Genomic DNA, 15,390 nt, shown 5'->3' with positions numbered 1-15,390 from the left:
AGGGACGGCCCTAGGCGGCGCGACACACCTCGTGCATCATCGCGCCCAACAAACTCTGAACAAAAGGAAAGACGCGATGAGGAGACGTCACTTCACGGCCGGCCTGGCGACGCTGCCGTTCATGCCGACCTTCGCCCTGGCGCAGCGCGACGACTGGCCCAACCGCAATGTCCGCATCGTCTGCCCGTTCACGCCGGGCGGCTCGCAGGACAATATCGCCCGCCGCCTTGCGGTGAAGCTCAGCGACGAGTTCGGCCAGACCTTCGTGGTCGAGAACCGCACCGGCGCCGGCGGATCGATCGCCGCCGACAATGTCGCCAAGTCGCCGGCCGACGGCTATTCGGTGCTGCTGGGCAACATCGGCAGCCACGCGCTGGTGCCCCACCTCTATCGCAAGCCGGCCTACAACGCCGTCACCGACCTGGAGACCGTGGCCTGGATCGGTACGCAGCCCAACCTGCTGTGCTGCAGTCCCAGCTTCCCGCACGACACGCTGCCCAAGCTGCTCGAGGCCGCAAAGAAGGAGCCCGGCAAGTATTCGTTCGGCTCATCGGGCCTCGGCACGTCGCCGACGCTGACGATGGAGCTGTTCAAGCAGAAGACCGGTGCCGACATCACCTTCGTCAGCTATCGCGGCGCCGCCGCGGCGGCGGCCGACGTGCTGGCCGGCCATCTGCCGATGGTCATCTCCAACATCGACTCGCTGATGGGGCAGGTCAGGGCCGGCAAGCTGAAGCCGATGGCGTCGAGCGGCGCCAAGCGCTCGACCATCCTGCCGGACACCCCCACTTTCGCCGAGTCCGTCTCGCCGGACCTGGTCGTGACCTCCTGGTCGATCTGGGCGGTGCCAACCGGCACACCGGCGAAGATCAAGGACAGGCTTCGGATCGCAACCGAGAAGGCGCTGAAGTCTCCCGACGTGATGGAGAGCATGAAGGCCGGCGGCTTCGAGCCCGGCGTCATGACGGTCCCCGAGATCGATGCCTACATCCAGACCGAGATCAAGCGCTGGGGCGAGGTCATCCGTGCCGCGGGCATCAAGGCGGAATAGCCCGCTCATTCCGGACCTTTTGGCGCCGGGCCTCGACCTGGTGTTCTGTGGCACCGCGCCGAGCCCGGCCTCGTTCAGGGCGCGCGCCTACTACGCCAATCCCGGCAACGCCTTCTGGCCGACCCTGCACGCGGTCGGCCTGACGCCGGAACGGCTGACGCCGCAGCGCTATCCCGAGCTGCTGACGCTGGGCCTCGGCCTGACCGACCTCAACAAGACCGAGGTCGGGTCGGACCATGAGCTCACCCCCGAAGCGATGGATGCGCCGTCGCTGCACGCCAAGCTGCGGCGCTTCCGGCCCGCCGCCATCGCCTTCACCTCCAAGAAGGCCGCGGCGCTCGCCCTTGGCCTCAAGGCGCCGGCCTATGGACGGCAGGCGGAGCCTCTCGAAGGCGCGGTGGCCTTCGTGCTGGCCTCGCCCTCGGGCCGCGCCCGCTCCTTCTGGACGCTGGCGCCCTGGAAGGAAGCCGCCACCTTCGTCACCGAAAGGCGGCGTCTGCGCGAGCGCGTGGCATGAGGATCGGCCGCCGTGCCACGCTTGCCGGGCTGATGGGCCTGCCTGCGCTGGCGGAAGCCCAGGACACCACGGCGGTGGTGCGCGACCTCGCACGACGCGCCACGATCTACCTCTTCCCGGTCTACGAGATGTACCGCGCCCGCTGGCGCGCGACGGTCGACGAGAGCAACCCGCAACGCCAGCGCCTCAACCGCTTCCGCCACGTACCGACGCTCGCCGATCCACGTACGCGCGACGTGACGACGCCCAATTCCGACACGCTCTATTCCTCCGCCTGGCTCGACCTGTCGCTGGAACCGCTGTTCCTGACCGTACCGCCGGTCGGTGATCTCTATTACAGCTACGCCTTCGTCGACCTGTTCACCAACAACTTCCTCGTCGTCAGCAATCGCCTCAAAGGCAACGGCCTCGCGACACACATGATCGTCGGGCCGAAGTGGAACGGCGACGCGCCGGGCGACGTGACGTTGGTCCGCGCGCCCACCACCTCGGCATGGCTGCTCGGTCGCATCCTGGTCGACGGCCCCGGGGAACTCGACCGCGTGCGCATCCTGCAGAACCGCGTGCTGCTGGAGACGCCCGACATGCGCAACGAACGACGCATCCTCGAGACCGGCGAGCTGATGCGCTTCCGCACGCAGGCGCCGCCCGAGCCGGTCGCCGACTGGCCGGCCGCCGATCCCGGCGTCCCCTTCGACCTGTTCGACATCGGCATGCGGGCACTGGGCGAGAGCCCGCTGCCCGAACGCGACCGCCCGCTGTTCGAGTCGCTTGCCCCGCTGAAGCTGAAGCCCGGACGCAGGTTCGACCAGCGCGCCTTCGGCGATGCCGAGCGGCGCGCCATTCGCGCCGGCATGGAGCAGGGTCATGCCGACATCCGTGCTGCCGCCGGGCGCGGCCGCACGATCGACGGCTGGACCTATGGCGAGCGGCACCTCGGCAATTTCGGCGACGACTACCTCTATCGCGCCGCCACGGCGCTGACGGCACTCGGGGCCCTGATTCCGGGAGAGGCGGTCTATGTGAGCTGCGCGGTCGATGCGGACCGACGGCCTCTCTCCGGGGCGCAGCGTTACACGCTCACCTTTTCGGCCGACCGCCTGCCGCCGGCACGCGCCTTCTGGTCGCTGTCGGCCTACGAGGTGACGCCGGAGGGCCGCGCCTTCTTCGTCGACAATCCGATCGCCCGCCACTCGATCGGCGATCACACCCCCGACCTGACTCGCGACGCCGATGGGTCCCTCACGATCTACATCCAGCGCGAACGCCCGCAGGGCGAGCGCGCCGCCAACTGGCTGCCGGCACCGGGCGGGCCGATGCGACTGGTCCTGCGCGCCTATCAACCCGACGAGGCGATGAGGGATGGCCGCTACCGCGTGCCGGCGGTGCGTCGCAACTCCTCTCGCTGATCGGCGTTGCTCCTGCGAACAAGCAGGAGGCCCCCATGACCGACATCTCCCGCCGCTCTCTGGCCATGGGCGCCGGCCTGCTGGCTTGTGGTCTCGCAGTTGGCGCACGCTCCCAGCAGATGCCGCCGCAGGTGGCGATTGCCGTCCCCGTGCCGAAGGCGACGCCCAAGCCGCTGATCCTGAACCCCGAGAAGGTGAAGGGCCTGTCGGCCGATCTGCTGCGCAATCACCATGACAAAGACTATGCCGATGCGGTGAAGACGCTGAATGCGGTCGGGGAAGAGCTGGCCAGGCTCGACTTTTCCGCCGTGCCACCCGAAAAACTCGGCAAGCTGAAGCGGGACGAGCAGGCCGCGCAGAATTCGACGGTCCTGCACGAGATCTATTTCGATGGGCTGGCCGAGGCGCCGACCCAGCCCGCAGGCCTGCTGGCCCAGGCCCTGTCGCGCGATTTCGGCAGCCTCGACCGCTGGAAGGCGGAATTCGTCGGCATCGGGAAGTCCCTGGCCTCGGGAACCGGCTGGGTGATCCTGGCCTACGCCCCGCGCGACAAGCGTCTGGTGAACTCCCGCGCCGAAAACGATTCGATGGCCCCGGCCGGCGCCGTGCCGCTGCTCGCCATGGACATGTACGACCACGCCTATGCGGCCGACTACGGCACCGACACGGCGAAGTACATCGACGCCTTCATGCTGGCGATCAAGTGGACGAACGCCGAGCGCCTCTATCGCGAGGCGATGCGGGTTTAAAGCAAACCCGTCCTCTCGACCGAAGCACCGAAGGTGCGGAGTGGAGAGATCTTCTCTCCCCCAAAAGCCTGCAAATCGTCGAGAGAAGGTCTCTCCACTCCGCAGCGGAGCCTGCCCCGAGCCATTCGAGGGGCGCTACGGTCGAGACGACGGGAGTGTTAGGCGTTGGGCTGCACGCGCTGCGATTCTTCCTCGGCCTTGGCTTCGATCGCTTCCATGTCGTCGTCGCTCAGGCCGAAGTGATGGCCGATCTCGTGGATCAATACATGGCGCACGATGTGCGGCAGATCCTCGCCCGATTCGCACCAGTAGTCGAGGATCGGTCGGCGATAGAGGAAGATGCGGTCGATGTCGTTGGCGACATGACCGGCACCGCGCTCCATCATCGACACGCCCTGATAGAGGCCGAGCAGATCGAACGGCGTCTCGAGTTCCATCTGCTTCTCGATCTCGTCGCTCGGGAAGTCTTCGATCTGGATGCGCACATTGCCGATATGTCGACGGAATTCCTCGGGAATCGTCGCGAGCGCCTCGGCGGCGATCGCTTCGAAATCCTCCAGTGTGGGCGCCAGGCCGAAACAGGGCATGCGCCGAGGATTGTTGAAGACCGGCATGACTCCCCCTTATAGGACCAGCGCGTCCACGCCAAGCGCCCCGTCGTGACCGCTTGTGTACCTCCCGATCCCGAAGTTGGCGCGGTATTCGCATGGTCGCCTTCGTGATCGATCCGCACTAAGCTCCCGCCGCACATGCTTCGTTTTCTCTTCCGCCGCCTGATCGTGGCGCTGCTCGTCGCGGCGACGGTCATGACCCTCGCCTTCATCCTCACACGGCTGTCGGGCGACCTCGCCATCTCGATCGCCGGCCCCAACGCCACGGCGGCCGACATCGAGGCGGTGCGCAAGGCCTACGGGCTCGACCGCCCCGTGCTCGAGCAGTTCCTCGACTGGGTCGGACGCGCGGTGACCGGCGATCTCGGCAACAGCTACTTCTTCCAGACCCGCGTCTCGACGTTGATTGCCGAGCGCATGCCGGTGACCCTGACGCTCGGCCTGACGGGCCTCTCGCTCGCGCTCCTCATTTCGATTCCGATGGGGATCCTCGCCGCGGTCCGCGAGAACACCAATTTCGATCGCGCGGTGCAGATGGTCGCCCTGATCGGGCAGGCCATGCCGTCCTTCTGGCTGGGCCTCCTGCTGATGATCGTCTTCGGCCTCAGCCTGGGCTGGCTGCCGATCTCGGGCACCGGTTCGTGGGAGCATTTCGTCATGCCGGGCATCGTGCTCGCCTTCTCAGCGGTGCCGGCCCTCACCCGCCTCACGCGCGCCGGCATGATCCAGGCGATGGGCAGCGACTACATCCGCACCGCGCGTGCCAAGGGGCTGTCGCGCGCCTCGATCCTGCTGAAGCACGCCCTGCGCAACGCCGCCATCCCCGTCGTCGCCATCGCGGCCGTTCAGCTCGGGTTCATGCTGGGCGGCTCGATCGTCATCGAGCAGGTCTTCGCCCTGCACGGTGTCGGCTTCCTCGCCTGGGAGAGCATCGCCAAGAACGATTTCCCGGTGGTGCAGGCCGTCGTACTGGTGCTCGCCGTCATCTATGTGGCCCTGACGATGGTCTCCGACCTGTTGAATGCCGTGCTCGATCCGCGGCTGCGCGCATGAGTACTGCCGTCGCCATCAATGCCGGCCCGCGCCGGGGCTGGAGAAGCGCGGGCACGTGGATCGGCGCCGTCATCGTCGGTCTTGCGCTGTTCTGCGCGATCTTCGCACCGCTGATCGTACCGCACGATCCGTTCGCGCAGGACCTCAACCGCCGCCTGCTCGTGCCGTTCTGGATGGAAGGTCACAATCCGGACTTCATCCTCGGCACCGACCAGCTCGGCCGCGACTATCTCTCGCGCCTGATCTGGGGCTGCCGCATCTCGATGCTGATCGGGGTCACCGTCACCATCGTCTCCGGCGTGATCGGCATCACCATCGGCGTGCTGGGCGGCTTCTTCGGCGGCCGCATCGACGACGCCGTGCTGTTCGCCATCACCACGCGCCTCTCCATCCCCGTCGTCCTCGTGGCGCTCGCCGTGGTGGGCCTGCTCGGCACTTCGATGACCCTGCTGGTGCTGACGCTCGGCCTCCTCCTGTGGGACCGCTTCGCGGTGGTCGCACGCTCGACCTCCATGCAGGTGCGCAATCTCGACTTCGTCGCCGCCGCCTGGTGCGCCGGCTGTTCGCGCTTCCGTGTCCTGACGCGCGAAGTCCTGCCCAACATCGCGAGCCACCTCGTCGTGGTGGCGACCCTCGAGGTCGCCCTGGCCATCCTGCTCGAAGCGACGCTGTCGTTCCTCGGCCTCGGCGTCCCGCCGCCGCTGCCCTCCTGGGGCCTGATGATCGCCGAGGCCAAGGACTACATGTTCTTCAGCCCCTGGGTGATCGTCATTCCGGGCGTGGCTCTGTTCGTGCTGGTGCTCGGCATCAACCTGCTGGGCGACGGCTTGCGCGACGCCTTCGGCACGCGGTCGCGCACATGAGCGCGCTTCTGGACGTCGAGCGGCTCGAGGTCGGGTTCGGCGGCCGCACCTCGGCGGTGCGCGGCGCCTCGCTCACGGTCGAGCGCGGCGAGACCCATTGCCTGGTGGGGGAATCGGGCTGCGGCAAGTCGGTGACCGCGCTCGCGATCATGAACCTGCTGGCGCGCGGCGGCCATCGCACGGCGCAGCGCCTCACCTTCCAGGGCGAAGACCTGCTGAAGCTCGACGACCGGGGCATGGCGCGGCTTCGCGGCAATGCCATGGCGATGATCTTCCAGGAGCCCATGACCAGCCTCAATCCGGCCTATACGATCGGTTCGCAGATGACCGAGGTGATGCGCCGCCACAAGAAAGTGAGCCAGCGGGTCGCCATCGACCGCGCCGCCGACCTGCTGGGCCAGGTCGGCATCACGGCGCCAGGGCTTCGTCTCGGCCAGTTCCCGCACCAGCTCTCGGGCGGCCTGCGCCAGCGGGTGATGATCGCCATGGCGCTGATGTGCGAGCCGCAGCTCCTGATCGCCGACGAGCCGACCACGGCGCTCGACGTCACGGTGCAGGCGCAGATCCTGCGCCTGCTGGCACAGCTCCAGCGCGACCTCGGCCTCGGCCTGCTGCTGATCACCCACGATCTCGGCATCGTGGCCCGTATCGCCCATCGCGTCTCGGTCATGTATGCGGGCGAAGTGGTCGAGAGCGCGGCCACCGCGCAGCTCTTCGCCGATCCCAAGCACCCCTACACGCAAGGCCTGCTGCGCTGCGTGCCGGTGCCGGGCAAGCAGCGCCAGGACGAGCCGCTGGGCTCCATTCCAGGCACCGTGCCGCGCATCGGCCCGGGCTTCGAAGGCTGCGGCTTCCGCGATCGCTGCACCTTTGCCGACGCCACCTGCGCCCACACCGTCCCGCATCAGACAGCGGCGCCAGGCCACGACTATCTCTGCCGGCTGGCGCCATGACCGCGACGACGACCCTCCCGGCGATCGAACTCAAGTCGGTCGGCAAGACCTTCCGTGTCTCGGGCGGCATCCTGGGCAAGGACCGCCGCGTGGTCGCCGTCGACGGCGTCTCCTTCGCCGTGCCCCCGGGCGGCGTGCTGGGCGTGGTGGGCGAGTCGGGCTGCGGCAAGTCCACCCTCGCCCGCCTGATCCTGGGCCTGCTCACGCCCGATTCCGGCGACATCGCGGTCGAGGGGCAGCGCATCGTCGACATGGACCGCAAGGCGCGCGCGCGCCTGATCCAGCCGGTGTTCCAGGACCCCTTCTCCTCGCTCAACCCGCTGACCCGCATTCGCGACATCGTGGCGATGCCGCTGCAGGCGCAGGGCAGCTTCTCCCGCGCCGAGATCGCCAAGCGCGTCGACGAGATGCTGGAGCGTGTCGGCCTGCCCGGCGAGATGGGCAACCGCCTGCCGGCCGAACTGTCCGGTGGCCAGCGCCAGCGGGTCGCCATCGCGCGCGCGCTCGTGCTGCGGCCGCGCATCGTGGTGTGCGACGAGCCGACCTCGGCCCTCGACGTCTCGGTGCAGGCGCAGATCCTGAACCTGCTGGCCGAGCTGCGCCGAGACCTCGGCCTCACCTACCTGTTCATCAGCCACAATCTCGCGGTCGTCGAACATGTCGCGAGCGAGGTGGCGGTGATGTATCTCGGCCGCATCGTCGAGAAGAAGCCGACGCAGGCGCTGTTCCACCAGCCGGAGCATCCCTACACCAAGGCGCTGCTGGCCTCGGTGCTGACGCCGGAGCCCGGTCTCGGCGTGCCCGATGTCGGCCTGGGCGACGTGATGCCCGACCCCGCCAACATCCCGCCGGGCTGCCGCTTCCATCCGCGCTGCCCGATCGCCGAACCGCGCTGCTCGACAGAAACGCCGCCGCTCAGGCCTCGGCCCGGCGGCGGCGTGGAGTGTTTGCTGGTTCCTTAAGTCTCTGTCGTCTCGACCGAAGCGAAGCGAAGTGGAGAGACCTTGCCCGCTACAGGCAAGATCCCTCGGCTACGCTCGGGATGACACGCCTTTGGCGTGTCACTTCCATTTGGCGAAGTAGAAGCGCGGCAGCTCGTCCGGGAAAGTCTTGAACTCCAGGCCCTTCGAGAAGGCGTAGGTGTTCACGTAGGTGTTGATCGGCAGCCAGTAGGCCTTCTCGGTCGCGATCTTCACTGCGGCCGAGTAGGCCTTCTTGCGGGCCTCGGTGTTGGACGTGGCGCCGCCTTCGGCGACCAGCTTCTCGAGCTCGGGATCCCTCGAATAGTTGTCGAGCGCGCCGGCGCCGAACATGACGGGCAGGATCGCCGAGACGTCGTTGATCGAGTAGCTGCCCCAGCTTGCCATGTAGAGCGGCGCCTCGCCCTTCTGGGCCTTCTGGATGGCCGGCGAGACCTGAAGCTGGGTGATCTTGACGCGAATGCCGACGGCGGTGAGATAGTTCTGGATCGCCGCGCCCCACGAGGTCGGCTGGACGTAGCTCACCATCTCGACGTCGAAGCCGTTGGGATAGCCCGCCTCGGCCAGCAGCGCCTTGGCCTTCGCCGGATCGAAGTCATACTTCACGGCGGCGTCGGCATCGCAGCCGAACTGGCTGGGGAAGCACGGTGCCGGCGGCACGCGGCTGCCGCCGCCGACCAGCTTGTCGGCGAACTGCTTGCGGTCGACGGCGTGCCAGATGGCCTGGCGCACCTTGAGCTTGGTCAGCGGGTTGTCAGCGCCGGATCGGCCCGCGGCGTCGATCGAGAGATAGCCGACTCGCATCGATTCCTGCCGCACGGCCTGCAGGAACGGCATCTTGTTGATGTCGTTGGTCTGGTCGGGATTGATGTTCCAGATCCAGTCCGCGCGCTGGGCCAGCAGCTCGGTCACCGCGGTGGCGAGGTCGGGCACGAAGCGGACATGCAGCTTCTTGATCGCCGGGACGCCCTTGGGCGAGCCCTTCCAGTAATCGTCGAAGCGCTCGAAGAACACTTCCTTGCCCTGCTCGTTCTTGACGATCTTGTACGGGCCCGCGCCGACCGGCTTGGCCGAGAAGCCTTCCGGCCCGACCTTCTCGCGATAGGCCTTGGGATGGATCGGCGTGACCATGGCGAGATATTCGAGTGCCGCCGGCGTCGGCCGCTTCATCTTGATGCGCACGGTCCAGTCGCCGGTCTTCTCGGCCTTGTCGATCCAGGCGTAGTTCGACGGCGTCGCCACCTTGGAGGCGGGATCGGCGGCCATGTTGATCGTGTAGACGACATCGTCGGGCGAGAGCGTGCTGCCGTCGTGGAACTTCACGCCCTGGCGGATCGTGAGATCGAGCGTGGTGTCATCGGTGAACTTCCAGTCGGTAGCCAGCGACGGCTTGATCTCGAAGGTCGCGGGATCGCGATGCACCAGCATGTCCCAGGCCTGGTGCGCCAGGATCAGGCCGGTACGCTGGCTGTTGAAATACATGTCGACGTTGGGCACGGCATCGTTGAACAGGATGCGCAGCTGGTCGGCGTTCTTCTGGGCGAAGGCTTGTGGGACGGCAGCCGCGGCGCCGAGGGCAGCGGCGGTGGTCGAAAGCAGGGCAGTGCGACGGGTGATTTTCAAGAAAGCCTCCGGTTTGTTGGAGCGAGCCTAGGCTGCTGGCCCGCGATGAGGCAAGCTTCACGCCAACCGAGGAGAGAACAGATGACCGCCAAACTCGCCGGCAAAGCCCGCACCCAGGCCCTGGCCTCGATCAAGGGCTGGAAGAAGGTGCGCGGGCGCGATGCCCTCCAGAAGAGCTTCAAGTTCGCCGACTTCAACGAAGCCTGGGGCTTCATGACCCGCGTCGCGATGGCCGCCGAGAAGGCCGACCACCATCCGGAATGGTCCAACGTCTACAACAAGGTCGAGATCGTTCTCAGCACGCACGACGCCGGCGGCCTGTCGGAGAAGGACGTGGCGCTGGCCAAGGTCATCGACTCCGTCGCCTGAGTGCCGCGGAGTCTTCAACCGCGGTTCAACTCGAGTTTACCTACTGGTGTCGCGCAAATAGATTAGCCCCGAAAACACGCGCTTTCGGGGCTGTGATCAGCGTGATCGTTGCTTCGTAACCGACCTGTAACCACTGGAAATCCGGCAGCCCCGTCCCAGATTGAAAGTCCTGTGTAGCGTCCAATTCTGGAAAGTTCAGCCCGATGTCTACCAAGTCCTTCACGCTTGCTGCGGCGCTTGCCGCGATGGCGCTTTCGCCTCTCTCGTCCCTTTCGGCCGCCGCCCTGCCCGTCGCGACCGACGCGGACGGCAATCCAGACATTCAGACCTGTTCCGCCGAGGCCCCGGACGACGCCCCCCTCGCGAGCGGCCGTGTCGTCGCGATCGATCCCGCGGCGGGGAAGATCACCCTGGATTATCGTCCGCTTCCCCTCCTGCCCGAAGGCGGGGTCAGGGTTTTCAGCGTCGAAGATCCGACAATCCTCAAAGGTCTGAGCGCGGGCGATCGCGTCCGCTTCGAGGTCGAACGCGACGGCCGTCGTTATGTGCTGAGGCATCTGGAGAACAGCAACTAGGACACCAGCCGCTTCCGCGCGTGGCGAAGCAGTTCGCCATCGCGCGGGTGATCCATCACCTCGACGCCCAGCAGCTTTCCTCCAAGCTCCTCGGCGTGGCCGACGCGGACGTATTTCTCGAAGTCGTTCAGCGGGCCCGTCGGGCCCGCGATCATCCAGCCCTGCACCTCCGTCAGTTCGGCGAGGATCGCTTCGAAATAGGCCCGATCGTCGCGAACGCGACCATCCCCGCCGGCCTTCACGTCGCGCTTCTCGACTTCGCCTGCACCGAAGCGATAGATGTGAGCCTCGTCGGCGTTCAGCCAGACGGCGGCATGCGGCGAACTCACAGGCCCCTCCCACGCTCCTCGTCGCCCTGATTGTGCTCGCCGCCCGGCTGGGCGATCTCGCGCAGGGCATTGCCGACCCGGCGGCCGTCATTCTCATGCGACGCGACGTCGGCCAGCGACAGGATGCCGACCAGGCGCTTGTCGCGATCGACCACCGGCAGGCGCCGCACCTGCAAGTCGCCCATGTTCCCGGCGACGTGCGCGGTGTCCTCGTCGGAGAAGCAATATTTCACGTCCTGCGTCATGACCTCGCTCACTTCGGTCGCGGGACCCTTGCCGTTGCCGATCCCGCGAACGGCTATGTCACGGTCCGTGATCATGCCGGCCAGCCGGTCCTCGTCGCCCACCGGCAGGAGGCCGACATCGATCGCCAGCATCATCCGAGCAGCCTCTTCGATCGTATGGTCCGGCCTCGCAACGCAGACGTCGCGCGTCATCGCCTCGCTCACTCGCATGGCATTGCTCCTCTCGTTTGGGGTTCAGCAAAGCAATGCCGGCGCCGGGAAAGTGGTTGCGCGCCGACCCACCGCGCGGCCCGCCAACGATTGGCAATCCGAACTCCCACGTCGGGAACAATGCTGCGCAACCGACGTTGGGAGCCATGGAAAATCCACTGGAAAATCCGCTTTCCTGGCTGGATCGCGTTGCCACGTGGGCACCGAATTGGGTCATCTCCCTCGCCTTCCTGCTGCTGGCGGCGGGTGTGGCAGTCACGCTGCACGGCCTCGCCATGCGCCTGCTGCGCTGGCTGATTCCGGAGCCTTACCAGTTCCTCCATTCGCTGGTGTCGGCCACGCAGGCCCTGCTTCGCGCGGCGCTCGTGATTTTCGCCGTCGCCCTCGCCCTGCCGCTCGTGCCGCTCGAAAGCGAGGGCAAGTCGGTGATCGGGCATTGGCTCATCGTCGCCTTCATCCTCCTGCTGGGGTGGAGTTGCACGGCCGCCATCACCCTGGCTTCGGACTTCTACCTCCGTCGCACCGACATCGACTTCAGCGGCGATCCGCTCGGGCGCAAACACCTGACCCAGGTGCGCGTGCTTCGCCGGGTCGCCGCAACGTTGGTGATCGTCATCACCGTCGCCGCCGCCCTCATGACGTTCGAGTCGGTGAAGCAATACGGCGTGAGCCTGATCGCCTCCGCGGGTGCAGCCGGCCTCGTGGTCGGCCTCGCGGCCCGCCCGCTGCTCACGAACCTGTTCGCCGGCATCCAGATCGCGCTCACCCAGCCCATCCGTATCGGCGACGCGGTCATCGTGGAGGGCGAGTGGGGCTGGGTCGAGGAAATCACCGGCACCTACGTCGTCATCAAGATCTGGGATTGGCGCCGGCTGGTCGTCCCGCTCTCCTACTTCCTGGAGAAGCCGTTCCAGAACTGGACGCGGCAGACGACCGACCTGATTGGATCGGTGATGCTCTGGGTAGACTACACGGTGCCGGTCACCCTGATTCGCGCGAAGCTCGAAGAGCTCGCGAAAGCCTCGAAGTTATGGGATGGCCAGGTCGTGAACCTGCAGGTGGTCGACAGCAACGACCGGGCCTTGCAGTTGCGCTGTCTCGTGAGCGCCCGAACCTCGCCCGAGGCCTGGGATCTCCGTTGTGAAATGCGCGAGAAGCTGATCGCCTTCCTGCAGGACGAGTATCCCGGCGCCCTGCCCAAGCAGCGGGCCGAGCTGGTCGAGTTCGAGCGGATGACGGCGCGCGCTGCGGAGTGACCCTTTCGGGCCGCGAAAGCGCCCTCCGTTTCAAGTAGCCCGGCCCGGCATCCGGGCAGATGCTTCCCTCAACATACAACGGAGGAAATGCATCGTGGCACAGCGGCGGAAATTCCTGCTCGGCGGACTCGCGGCAACGACGGCTCTGGCAACCGGCTTCGGCACCCGGGCCCAGTCCTTTCCCACCAAGCCCCTCCGCCTCGTCGTCCCCTTCGCGGCCGGCGGCAATGCCGACGTGACCGCGCGCCTCGCGGGTGAAGGCATGTCGCGCAAGCTCGGACAGCCGGTGCTGATCGACAACCGCCCCGGTGCGGGCGGGGTTGTCGGCCAGGAACTGGTGCTGCAGGCGCCCGCGGATGGCTACACGATGGTGATCGCGGCTTTCGGCACGCTCTACGTCTCGCCGCTGATGGCGGGCAAACCATCGATGGTGCCGTCCTTCGCCCCGGTCAGCATGCTGAGCACGGTGCCCATGATCGTCGTGGTCCCGACGAACAGCCGCTTCAAGGACTGGCAGTCGTTGCTGGCGGCGGCCAAGGCAAAACCCGGCACGATCAGCATGGGCCACGCCGGCAACGGCACGCCGAACCACACCGACATCCTGCGCATCCAGGAGAACGAGAAGGTGAGCTTCGCGATCGTGCCTTATCGCGGCTCGGGAGTCGGTCTCAACGACGTACTGGCTGGCCAGATCGACAGTTACGTCGATCAGCTCAGCAGCTCGCTACCGCACATCAAGTCGGGCAAGCTGCGCGCGCTGGTGGTCGTCGGCGAGAAGCGCGCACCGGAACTGCCTGACGTGCCGACGCTGGCCGAGACCGGCTGTACGCCTTTCGACGGCGGCACGACTCTGGGCCTCTTCGTCAGGCACGACACGCCGGCCGCGATCATCGCCACGCTCAACGCCGCCGTGGTGGCCGCGCTCGATGACGCGGCGATCAAGCAGAAGTTCGCCGAACTCGGCGCGACGGTCCGCCCGTCGACGCCGGAAGCATTCGCCGCATTCCTCAAGACCGAAGACGCCGGTATCGGCGACCTCGCCAAGAAGGGACTGTTGAAGCCGGAGTAACCGGCTACTTCGCCTTGGCCGCGCCCTGCCCCTTGGGATCGCCCGCCTTGCCCCTGGCCTCGGCAGCCTTGAGCGAGGCGCCTTCCTCGCCATCGAGCGCCTGCGCGGCCTCGCGGGCGGCGCCCTCGACCTTGTCCTTCTTCAGGAAGTCGGCGGTGCGCTTGTTGTAGTCGGCGGTGGCGGTGTAGCTGCCTTCGCCCTCGATCTTGTCCTTGGCCTTGTCCATGGCGTGCTCCATCGTTTCCAGACGGGGAAACGCGGCAGCGCGCCATTGGTTACGTGAGAAGCCCGATCTCCCGGTAGAATCGCGCGGCACCGGGGTGCAGTTTCTCGCGCCCGGGCACAACGGCGACCGTATTGGCCGCCGTCGTGTCGACGAGCTGCGGCGGCGGGTTTCCGGCCTGCTGCAGGGCATGCAGCGCCTTGACCGTGCGGTAGGCCACGGTCTCGTCGAGACCGGGACGGGCCAGCACGAAACTCCAGGAGCCGACGGACGGAATGGCAGCGGCCTGGCCGGGGAAACTTCCGGCGGCCTGCGTGACGGGCCTCAGGAACGGGTGCCGTGCCAGGATCCGCCGGATCTCGTCGGCATCGGGCGCGATGAAGCGGGCGCCCGCCTGGCTCTTGGCCATGGTCATGAAGCCTGGCCAGCCGTTGCCGCCACCCCACAAAGCGGCCGCCCGCCCGTCGAGCACCATCGCCGGGCCATCGCCGGCGCGCTCGAGATAGATCGGCTGGAAGTCCTTGGCCGCATCGAGGCCCAGCCCGTCCATGGCATAGCGGCCGAGGATCACCAGGCCCGAACCGCTGGCGCCCCAGGCAATCGGCTTGCCCTTGAGATCGGCGACGGTGCGATAGGGCGAATCGGCCCGCACGACGAACATGCCGGCGGTCGGATACATCGCCGTCAGCACACGCAGGTCGGCCGGGGCGCGCCCCACGCCCTGCAGCGCCGCATGGACGACCTCGCCCTGGACCAGGGCGATGTCGAGCGTGCCGGCCTCGAGCAACGGCACGTTCTCGGTGCTGCCTTTGGTATTGATCGCCTCGATCTCCAGCGCCGGATCGAAGCGGCGCACGCCCTCGACGAAGGCCGCGCCATAGACCGGAAAGCCGCCGCCCGGGGTTGCCGTGCCGAGGCGGACCTTCACGGGTTGCGCTCTGGCCGGCCCGGACGCAAGCAGCAGACCGCCGAGGGCCGCCGCTCCTCCCAGCACGCCGCGGCGGCGCGGGCGCGACTTCGATGGGTCTTCGTCCGCGTGCGACCGTGCCATTCAGCCTCCTCTAGGACTTGGTCTCGAAGAACGGTTCGACCGTGCCCTTGAGCTTGATGGTCAGCGGATTGCCCTTGCGATCCACCGTTTTGCCCACGGCGACGCGGATCCAGCCCTCGCTCACGCAATACTCCTCGACGTTGGTCTTCTCCTGGCCGTCGAACCTGATGCCGATGCCGCGCTGGAGAAGCGCCTCGTCATAGTGCGGGCTCTTGGGATTGGTGGACAGGCGGTCGGGGAGGGTGTCGGTCATT

Annotated in this window: 19 protein-coding genes; 12 read left to right on the top strand and 7 right to left on the bottom strand. The window is 67.1% G+C overall.

The annotated features are described in order from the left end of the window. Positions 1-76 precede the first annotated feature (76 nt). The 4 genes from Q7V45_RS20585 to Q7V45_RS20570 are packed head-to-tail and all read left to right on the top strand — an operon-like array spanning position 77 to position 3,726. Positions 77-1,051, top strand: a complete 975-nt coding sequence (locus tag Q7V45_RS20585) for a tripartite tricarboxylate transporter substrate binding protein (RefSeq protein ID WP_304855544.1) — start codon at positions 77-79, stop codon at positions 1,049-1,051. Then, entirely contained in the window at positions 1,026-1,568 is a 543-nt protein-coding gene (locus Q7V45_RS20580) for a mismatch-specific DNA-glycosylase (RefSeq protein ID WP_304855542.1), read from the top strand. Before Q7V45_RS20585 ends, Q7V45_RS20580 begins: the two co-directional genes overlap by 26 nt. Then, the gene (locus Q7V45_RS20575; RefSeq protein WP_304855541.1) at positions 1,565-2,977 is read left to right on the top strand and encodes a DUF1254 domain-containing protein; all 1,413 of its coding nucleotides are present in this window, start codon (positions 1,565-1,567) and stop codon (positions 2,975-2,977) included. The genes Q7V45_RS20580 and Q7V45_RS20575 overlap by 4 nt, the downstream gene beginning before the upstream one ends. 35 nt (positions 2,978-3,012) lie before the next feature. Continuing rightward, positions 3,013-3,726, top strand: a complete 714-nt coding sequence (locus Q7V45_RS20570; RefSeq protein ID WP_304855539.1) for a superoxide dismutase — start codon at positions 3,013-3,015, stop codon at positions 3,724-3,726. Positions 3,727-3,884: 158 nt separating this feature from the next. Here Q7V45_RS20570 and Q7V45_RS20565 read toward each other — a convergent pair whose 3' ends face one another. Next, positions 3,885-4,340 carry a metallopeptidase family protein gene (locus Q7V45_RS20565; protein ID WP_304855537.1) on the bottom strand — a complete coding sequence of 152 codons (456 nt, stop codon included), beginning with the start codon at positions 4,338-4,340 and terminating at the stop codon, positions 3,885-3,887. A 135-nt stretch (positions 4,341-4,475) separates the two neighbouring features. Here Q7V45_RS20565 and Q7V45_RS20560 point away from each other — a divergent pair, with 135 nt between their 5' ends. Genes Q7V45_RS20560 through Q7V45_RS20545 form a run of 4 tightly spaced genes read left to right on the top strand, consistent with a single transcriptional unit; the run spans position 4,476 to position 8,168 of the window. Continuing rightward, positions 4,476-5,390 (top strand): ABC transporter permease, encoded by a 915-nt coding sequence (locus Q7V45_RS20560; protein WP_304855535.1) that lies wholly within the window; start codon positions 4,476-4,478, stop codon positions 5,388-5,390. Beyond that, complete coding sequence (locus Q7V45_RS20555) at positions 5,387-6,253, top strand: ABC transporter permease (protein WP_304855534.1); 867 nt, start codon at positions 5,387-5,389, stop codon at positions 6,251-6,253. The genes Q7V45_RS20560 and Q7V45_RS20555 overlap by 4 nt, the downstream gene beginning before the upstream one ends. Continuing rightward, positions 6,250-7,206 (top strand): ABC transporter ATP-binding protein, encoded by a 957-nt coding sequence (locus tag Q7V45_RS20550; RefSeq protein WP_304855532.1) that lies wholly within the window; start codon positions 6,250-6,252, stop codon positions 7,204-7,206. Before Q7V45_RS20555 ends, Q7V45_RS20550 begins: the two co-directional genes overlap by 4 nt. Next, positions 7,203-8,168 carry an ABC transporter ATP-binding protein gene (locus Q7V45_RS20545; protein ID WP_304855531.1) on the top strand — a complete coding sequence of 322 codons (966 nt, stop codon included), beginning with the start codon at positions 7,203-7,205 and terminating at the stop codon, positions 8,166-8,168. Before Q7V45_RS20550 ends, Q7V45_RS20545 begins: the two co-directional genes overlap by 4 nt. Before the next feature lie 99 nt (positions 8,169-8,267). Here Q7V45_RS20545 and Q7V45_RS20540 read toward each other — a convergent pair whose 3' ends face one another. Next, positions 8,268-9,809, bottom strand: a complete 1,542-nt coding sequence (locus Q7V45_RS20540; protein WP_304855529.1) for an ABC transporter substrate-binding protein — start codon at positions 9,807-9,809, stop codon at positions 8,268-8,270. 45 nt (positions 9,810-9,854) lie between these two features. Here Q7V45_RS20540 and Q7V45_RS20535 point away from each other — a divergent pair, with 45 nt between their 5' ends. Next, positions 9,855-10,178 carry a 4a-hydroxytetrahydrobiopterin dehydratase gene (locus tag Q7V45_RS20535; RefSeq protein WP_304855526.1) on the top strand — a complete coding sequence of 108 codons (324 nt, stop codon included), beginning with the start codon at positions 9,855-9,857 and terminating at the stop codon, positions 10,176-10,178. 203 nt (positions 10,179-10,381) lie between these two features. Next, positions 10,382-10,753 carry a copper-binding protein gene (locus Q7V45_RS20530; protein WP_304855524.1) on the top strand — a complete coding sequence of 124 codons (372 nt, stop codon included), beginning with the start codon at positions 10,382-10,384 and terminating at the stop codon, positions 10,751-10,753. Here Q7V45_RS20530 and Q7V45_RS20525 read toward each other — a convergent pair. After that, positions 10,750-11,082, bottom strand: coding sequence for a hypothetical protein (locus Q7V45_RS20525; RefSeq protein ID WP_304855522.1), 333 nt, complete (start codon positions 11,080-11,082; stop codon positions 10,750-10,752). The two genes, Q7V45_RS20530 and Q7V45_RS20525, sit on opposite strands and share 4 nt — an antisense overlap. Beyond that, a complete protein-coding gene (locus tag Q7V45_RS20520; protein WP_304855521.1) occupies positions 11,079-11,537 on the bottom strand; it encodes a CBS domain-containing protein in 459 nt (152 codons plus the stop codon). The genes Q7V45_RS20525 and Q7V45_RS20520 overlap by 4 nt, the downstream gene beginning before the upstream one ends. A gap of 146 nt (positions 11,538-11,683) precedes the next feature. Here Q7V45_RS20520 and Q7V45_RS20515 point away from each other — a divergent pair, with 146 nt between their 5' ends. Both Q7V45_RS20515 and Q7V45_RS20510 read left to right on the top strand, forming a co-directional pair. Then, positions 11,684-12,793 carry a mechanosensitive ion channel family protein gene (locus Q7V45_RS20515; protein ID WP_304855517.1) on the top strand — a complete coding sequence of 370 codons (1,110 nt, stop codon included), beginning with the start codon at positions 11,684-11,686 and terminating at the stop codon, positions 12,791-12,793. Positions 12,794-12,887: 94 nt separating this feature from the next. Next, positions 12,888-13,862: a tripartite tricarboxylate transporter substrate binding protein gene (locus Q7V45_RS20510; RefSeq protein ID WP_304855516.1), complete on the top strand. Its 975-nt coding sequence runs from the start codon at positions 12,888-12,890 to the stop codon at positions 13,860-13,862. A 4-nt stretch (positions 13,863-13,866) separates the two neighbouring features. Here the strand turns inward: Q7V45_RS20510 and Q7V45_RS20505 are convergent, their stop codons facing one another. From Q7V45_RS20505 to Q7V45_RS20495, 3 genes are read right to left on the bottom strand one after another with little or no spacing between them, the layout of a single operon-like run. Beyond that, positions 13,867-14,088 carry a hypothetical protein gene (locus Q7V45_RS20505; RefSeq protein ID WP_304855514.1) on the bottom strand — a complete coding sequence of 74 codons (222 nt, stop codon included), beginning with the start codon at positions 14,086-14,088 and terminating at the stop codon, positions 13,867-13,869. Between the two features lie 49 nt (positions 14,089-14,137). Beyond that, complete coding sequence (locus tag Q7V45_RS20500; protein ID WP_304855511.1) at positions 14,138-15,136, bottom strand: TAXI family TRAP transporter solute-binding subunit; 999 nt, start codon at positions 15,134-15,136, stop codon at positions 14,138-14,140. 10 nt (positions 15,137-15,146) lie between these two features. Then, on the bottom strand, positions 15,147-15,389 hold the full coding sequence (locus tag Q7V45_RS20495) for a DUF3297 family protein (RefSeq protein WP_304855509.1): 243 nt from the start codon (positions 15,387-15,389) through the stop codon (positions 15,147-15,149). Between the last annotated feature and the right edge of the window lies 1 nt (position 15,390).

This window comes from Reyranella sp. (genome assembly GCF_030651995.1).
In the GTDB taxonomy this organism is placed as follows: Bacteria; Pseudomonadota; Alphaproteobacteria; order Reyranellales; family Reyranellaceae; genus Reyranella.
This window is presented reverse-complemented; position numbering and strand designations above follow the sequence as displayed.

Excerpts from the sequence above, each read along its gene's own strand:
- Q7V45_RS20585 (WP_304855544.1), top strand. The coding sequence starts at position 77 with ATGAGGAGACGTCACTTCACGGCCGGCCTGGCGACGCTGCCGTTCATG.
- Q7V45_RS20575 (WP_304855541.1), top strand. The coding sequence starts at position 1,565 with ATGAGGATCGGCCGCCGTGCCACGCTTGCCGGGCTGATGGGCCTGCCT.
- Q7V45_RS20570 (WP_304855539.1), top strand. The coding sequence starts at position 3,013 with ATGACCGACATCTCCCGCCGCTCTCTGGCCATGGGCGCCGGCCTGCTG.
- Q7V45_RS20565 (WP_304855537.1), bottom strand. The coding sequence starts at position 4,340 with ATGCCGGTCTTCAACAATCCTCGGCGCATGCCCTGTTTCGGCCTGGCG.
- Q7V45_RS20560 (WP_304855535.1), top strand. The coding sequence starts at position 4,476 with ATGCTTCGTTTTCTCTTCCGCCGCCTGATCGTGGCGCTGCTCGTCGCG.
- Q7V45_RS20555 (WP_304855534.1), top strand. The coding sequence starts at position 5,387 with ATGAGTACTGCCGTCGCCATCAATGCCGGCCCGCGCCGGGGCTGGAGA.
- Q7V45_RS20550 (WP_304855532.1), top strand. The coding sequence starts at position 6,250 with ATGAGCGCGCTTCTGGACGTCGAGCGGCTCGAGGTCGGGTTCGGCGGC.
- Q7V45_RS20545 (WP_304855531.1), top strand. The coding sequence starts at position 7,203 with ATGACCGCGACGACGACCCTCCCGGCGATCGAACTCAAGTCGGTCGGC.
- Q7V45_RS20535 (WP_304855526.1), top strand. The coding sequence starts at position 9,855 with ATGAGGCAAGCTTCACGCCAACCGAGGAGAGAACAGATGACCGCCAAA.
- Q7V45_RS20530 (WP_304855524.1), top strand. The coding sequence starts at position 10,382 with ATGTCTACCAAGTCCTTCACGCTTGCTGCGGCGCTTGCCGCGATGGCG.
- Q7V45_RS20520 (WP_304855521.1), bottom strand. The coding sequence starts at position 11,537 with ATGCGAGTGAGCGAGGCGATGACGCGCGACGTCTGCGTTGCGAGGCCG.
- Q7V45_RS20515 (WP_304855517.1), top strand. The coding sequence starts at position 11,684 with ATGGAAAATCCACTGGAAAATCCGCTTTCCTGGCTGGATCGCGTTGCC.
- Q7V45_RS20505 (WP_304855514.1), bottom strand. The coding sequence starts at position 14,088 with ATGGACAAGGCCAAGGACAAGATCGAGGGCGAAGGCAGCTACACCGCC.
- Q7V45_RS20500 (WP_304855511.1), bottom strand. The coding sequence starts at position 15,136 with ATGGCACGGTCGCACGCGGACGAAGACCCATCGAAGTCGCGCCCGCGC.
- Q7V45_RS20495 (WP_304855509.1), bottom strand. The coding sequence starts at position 15,389 with ATGACCGACACCCTCCCCGACCGCCTGTCCACCAATCCCAAGAGCCCG.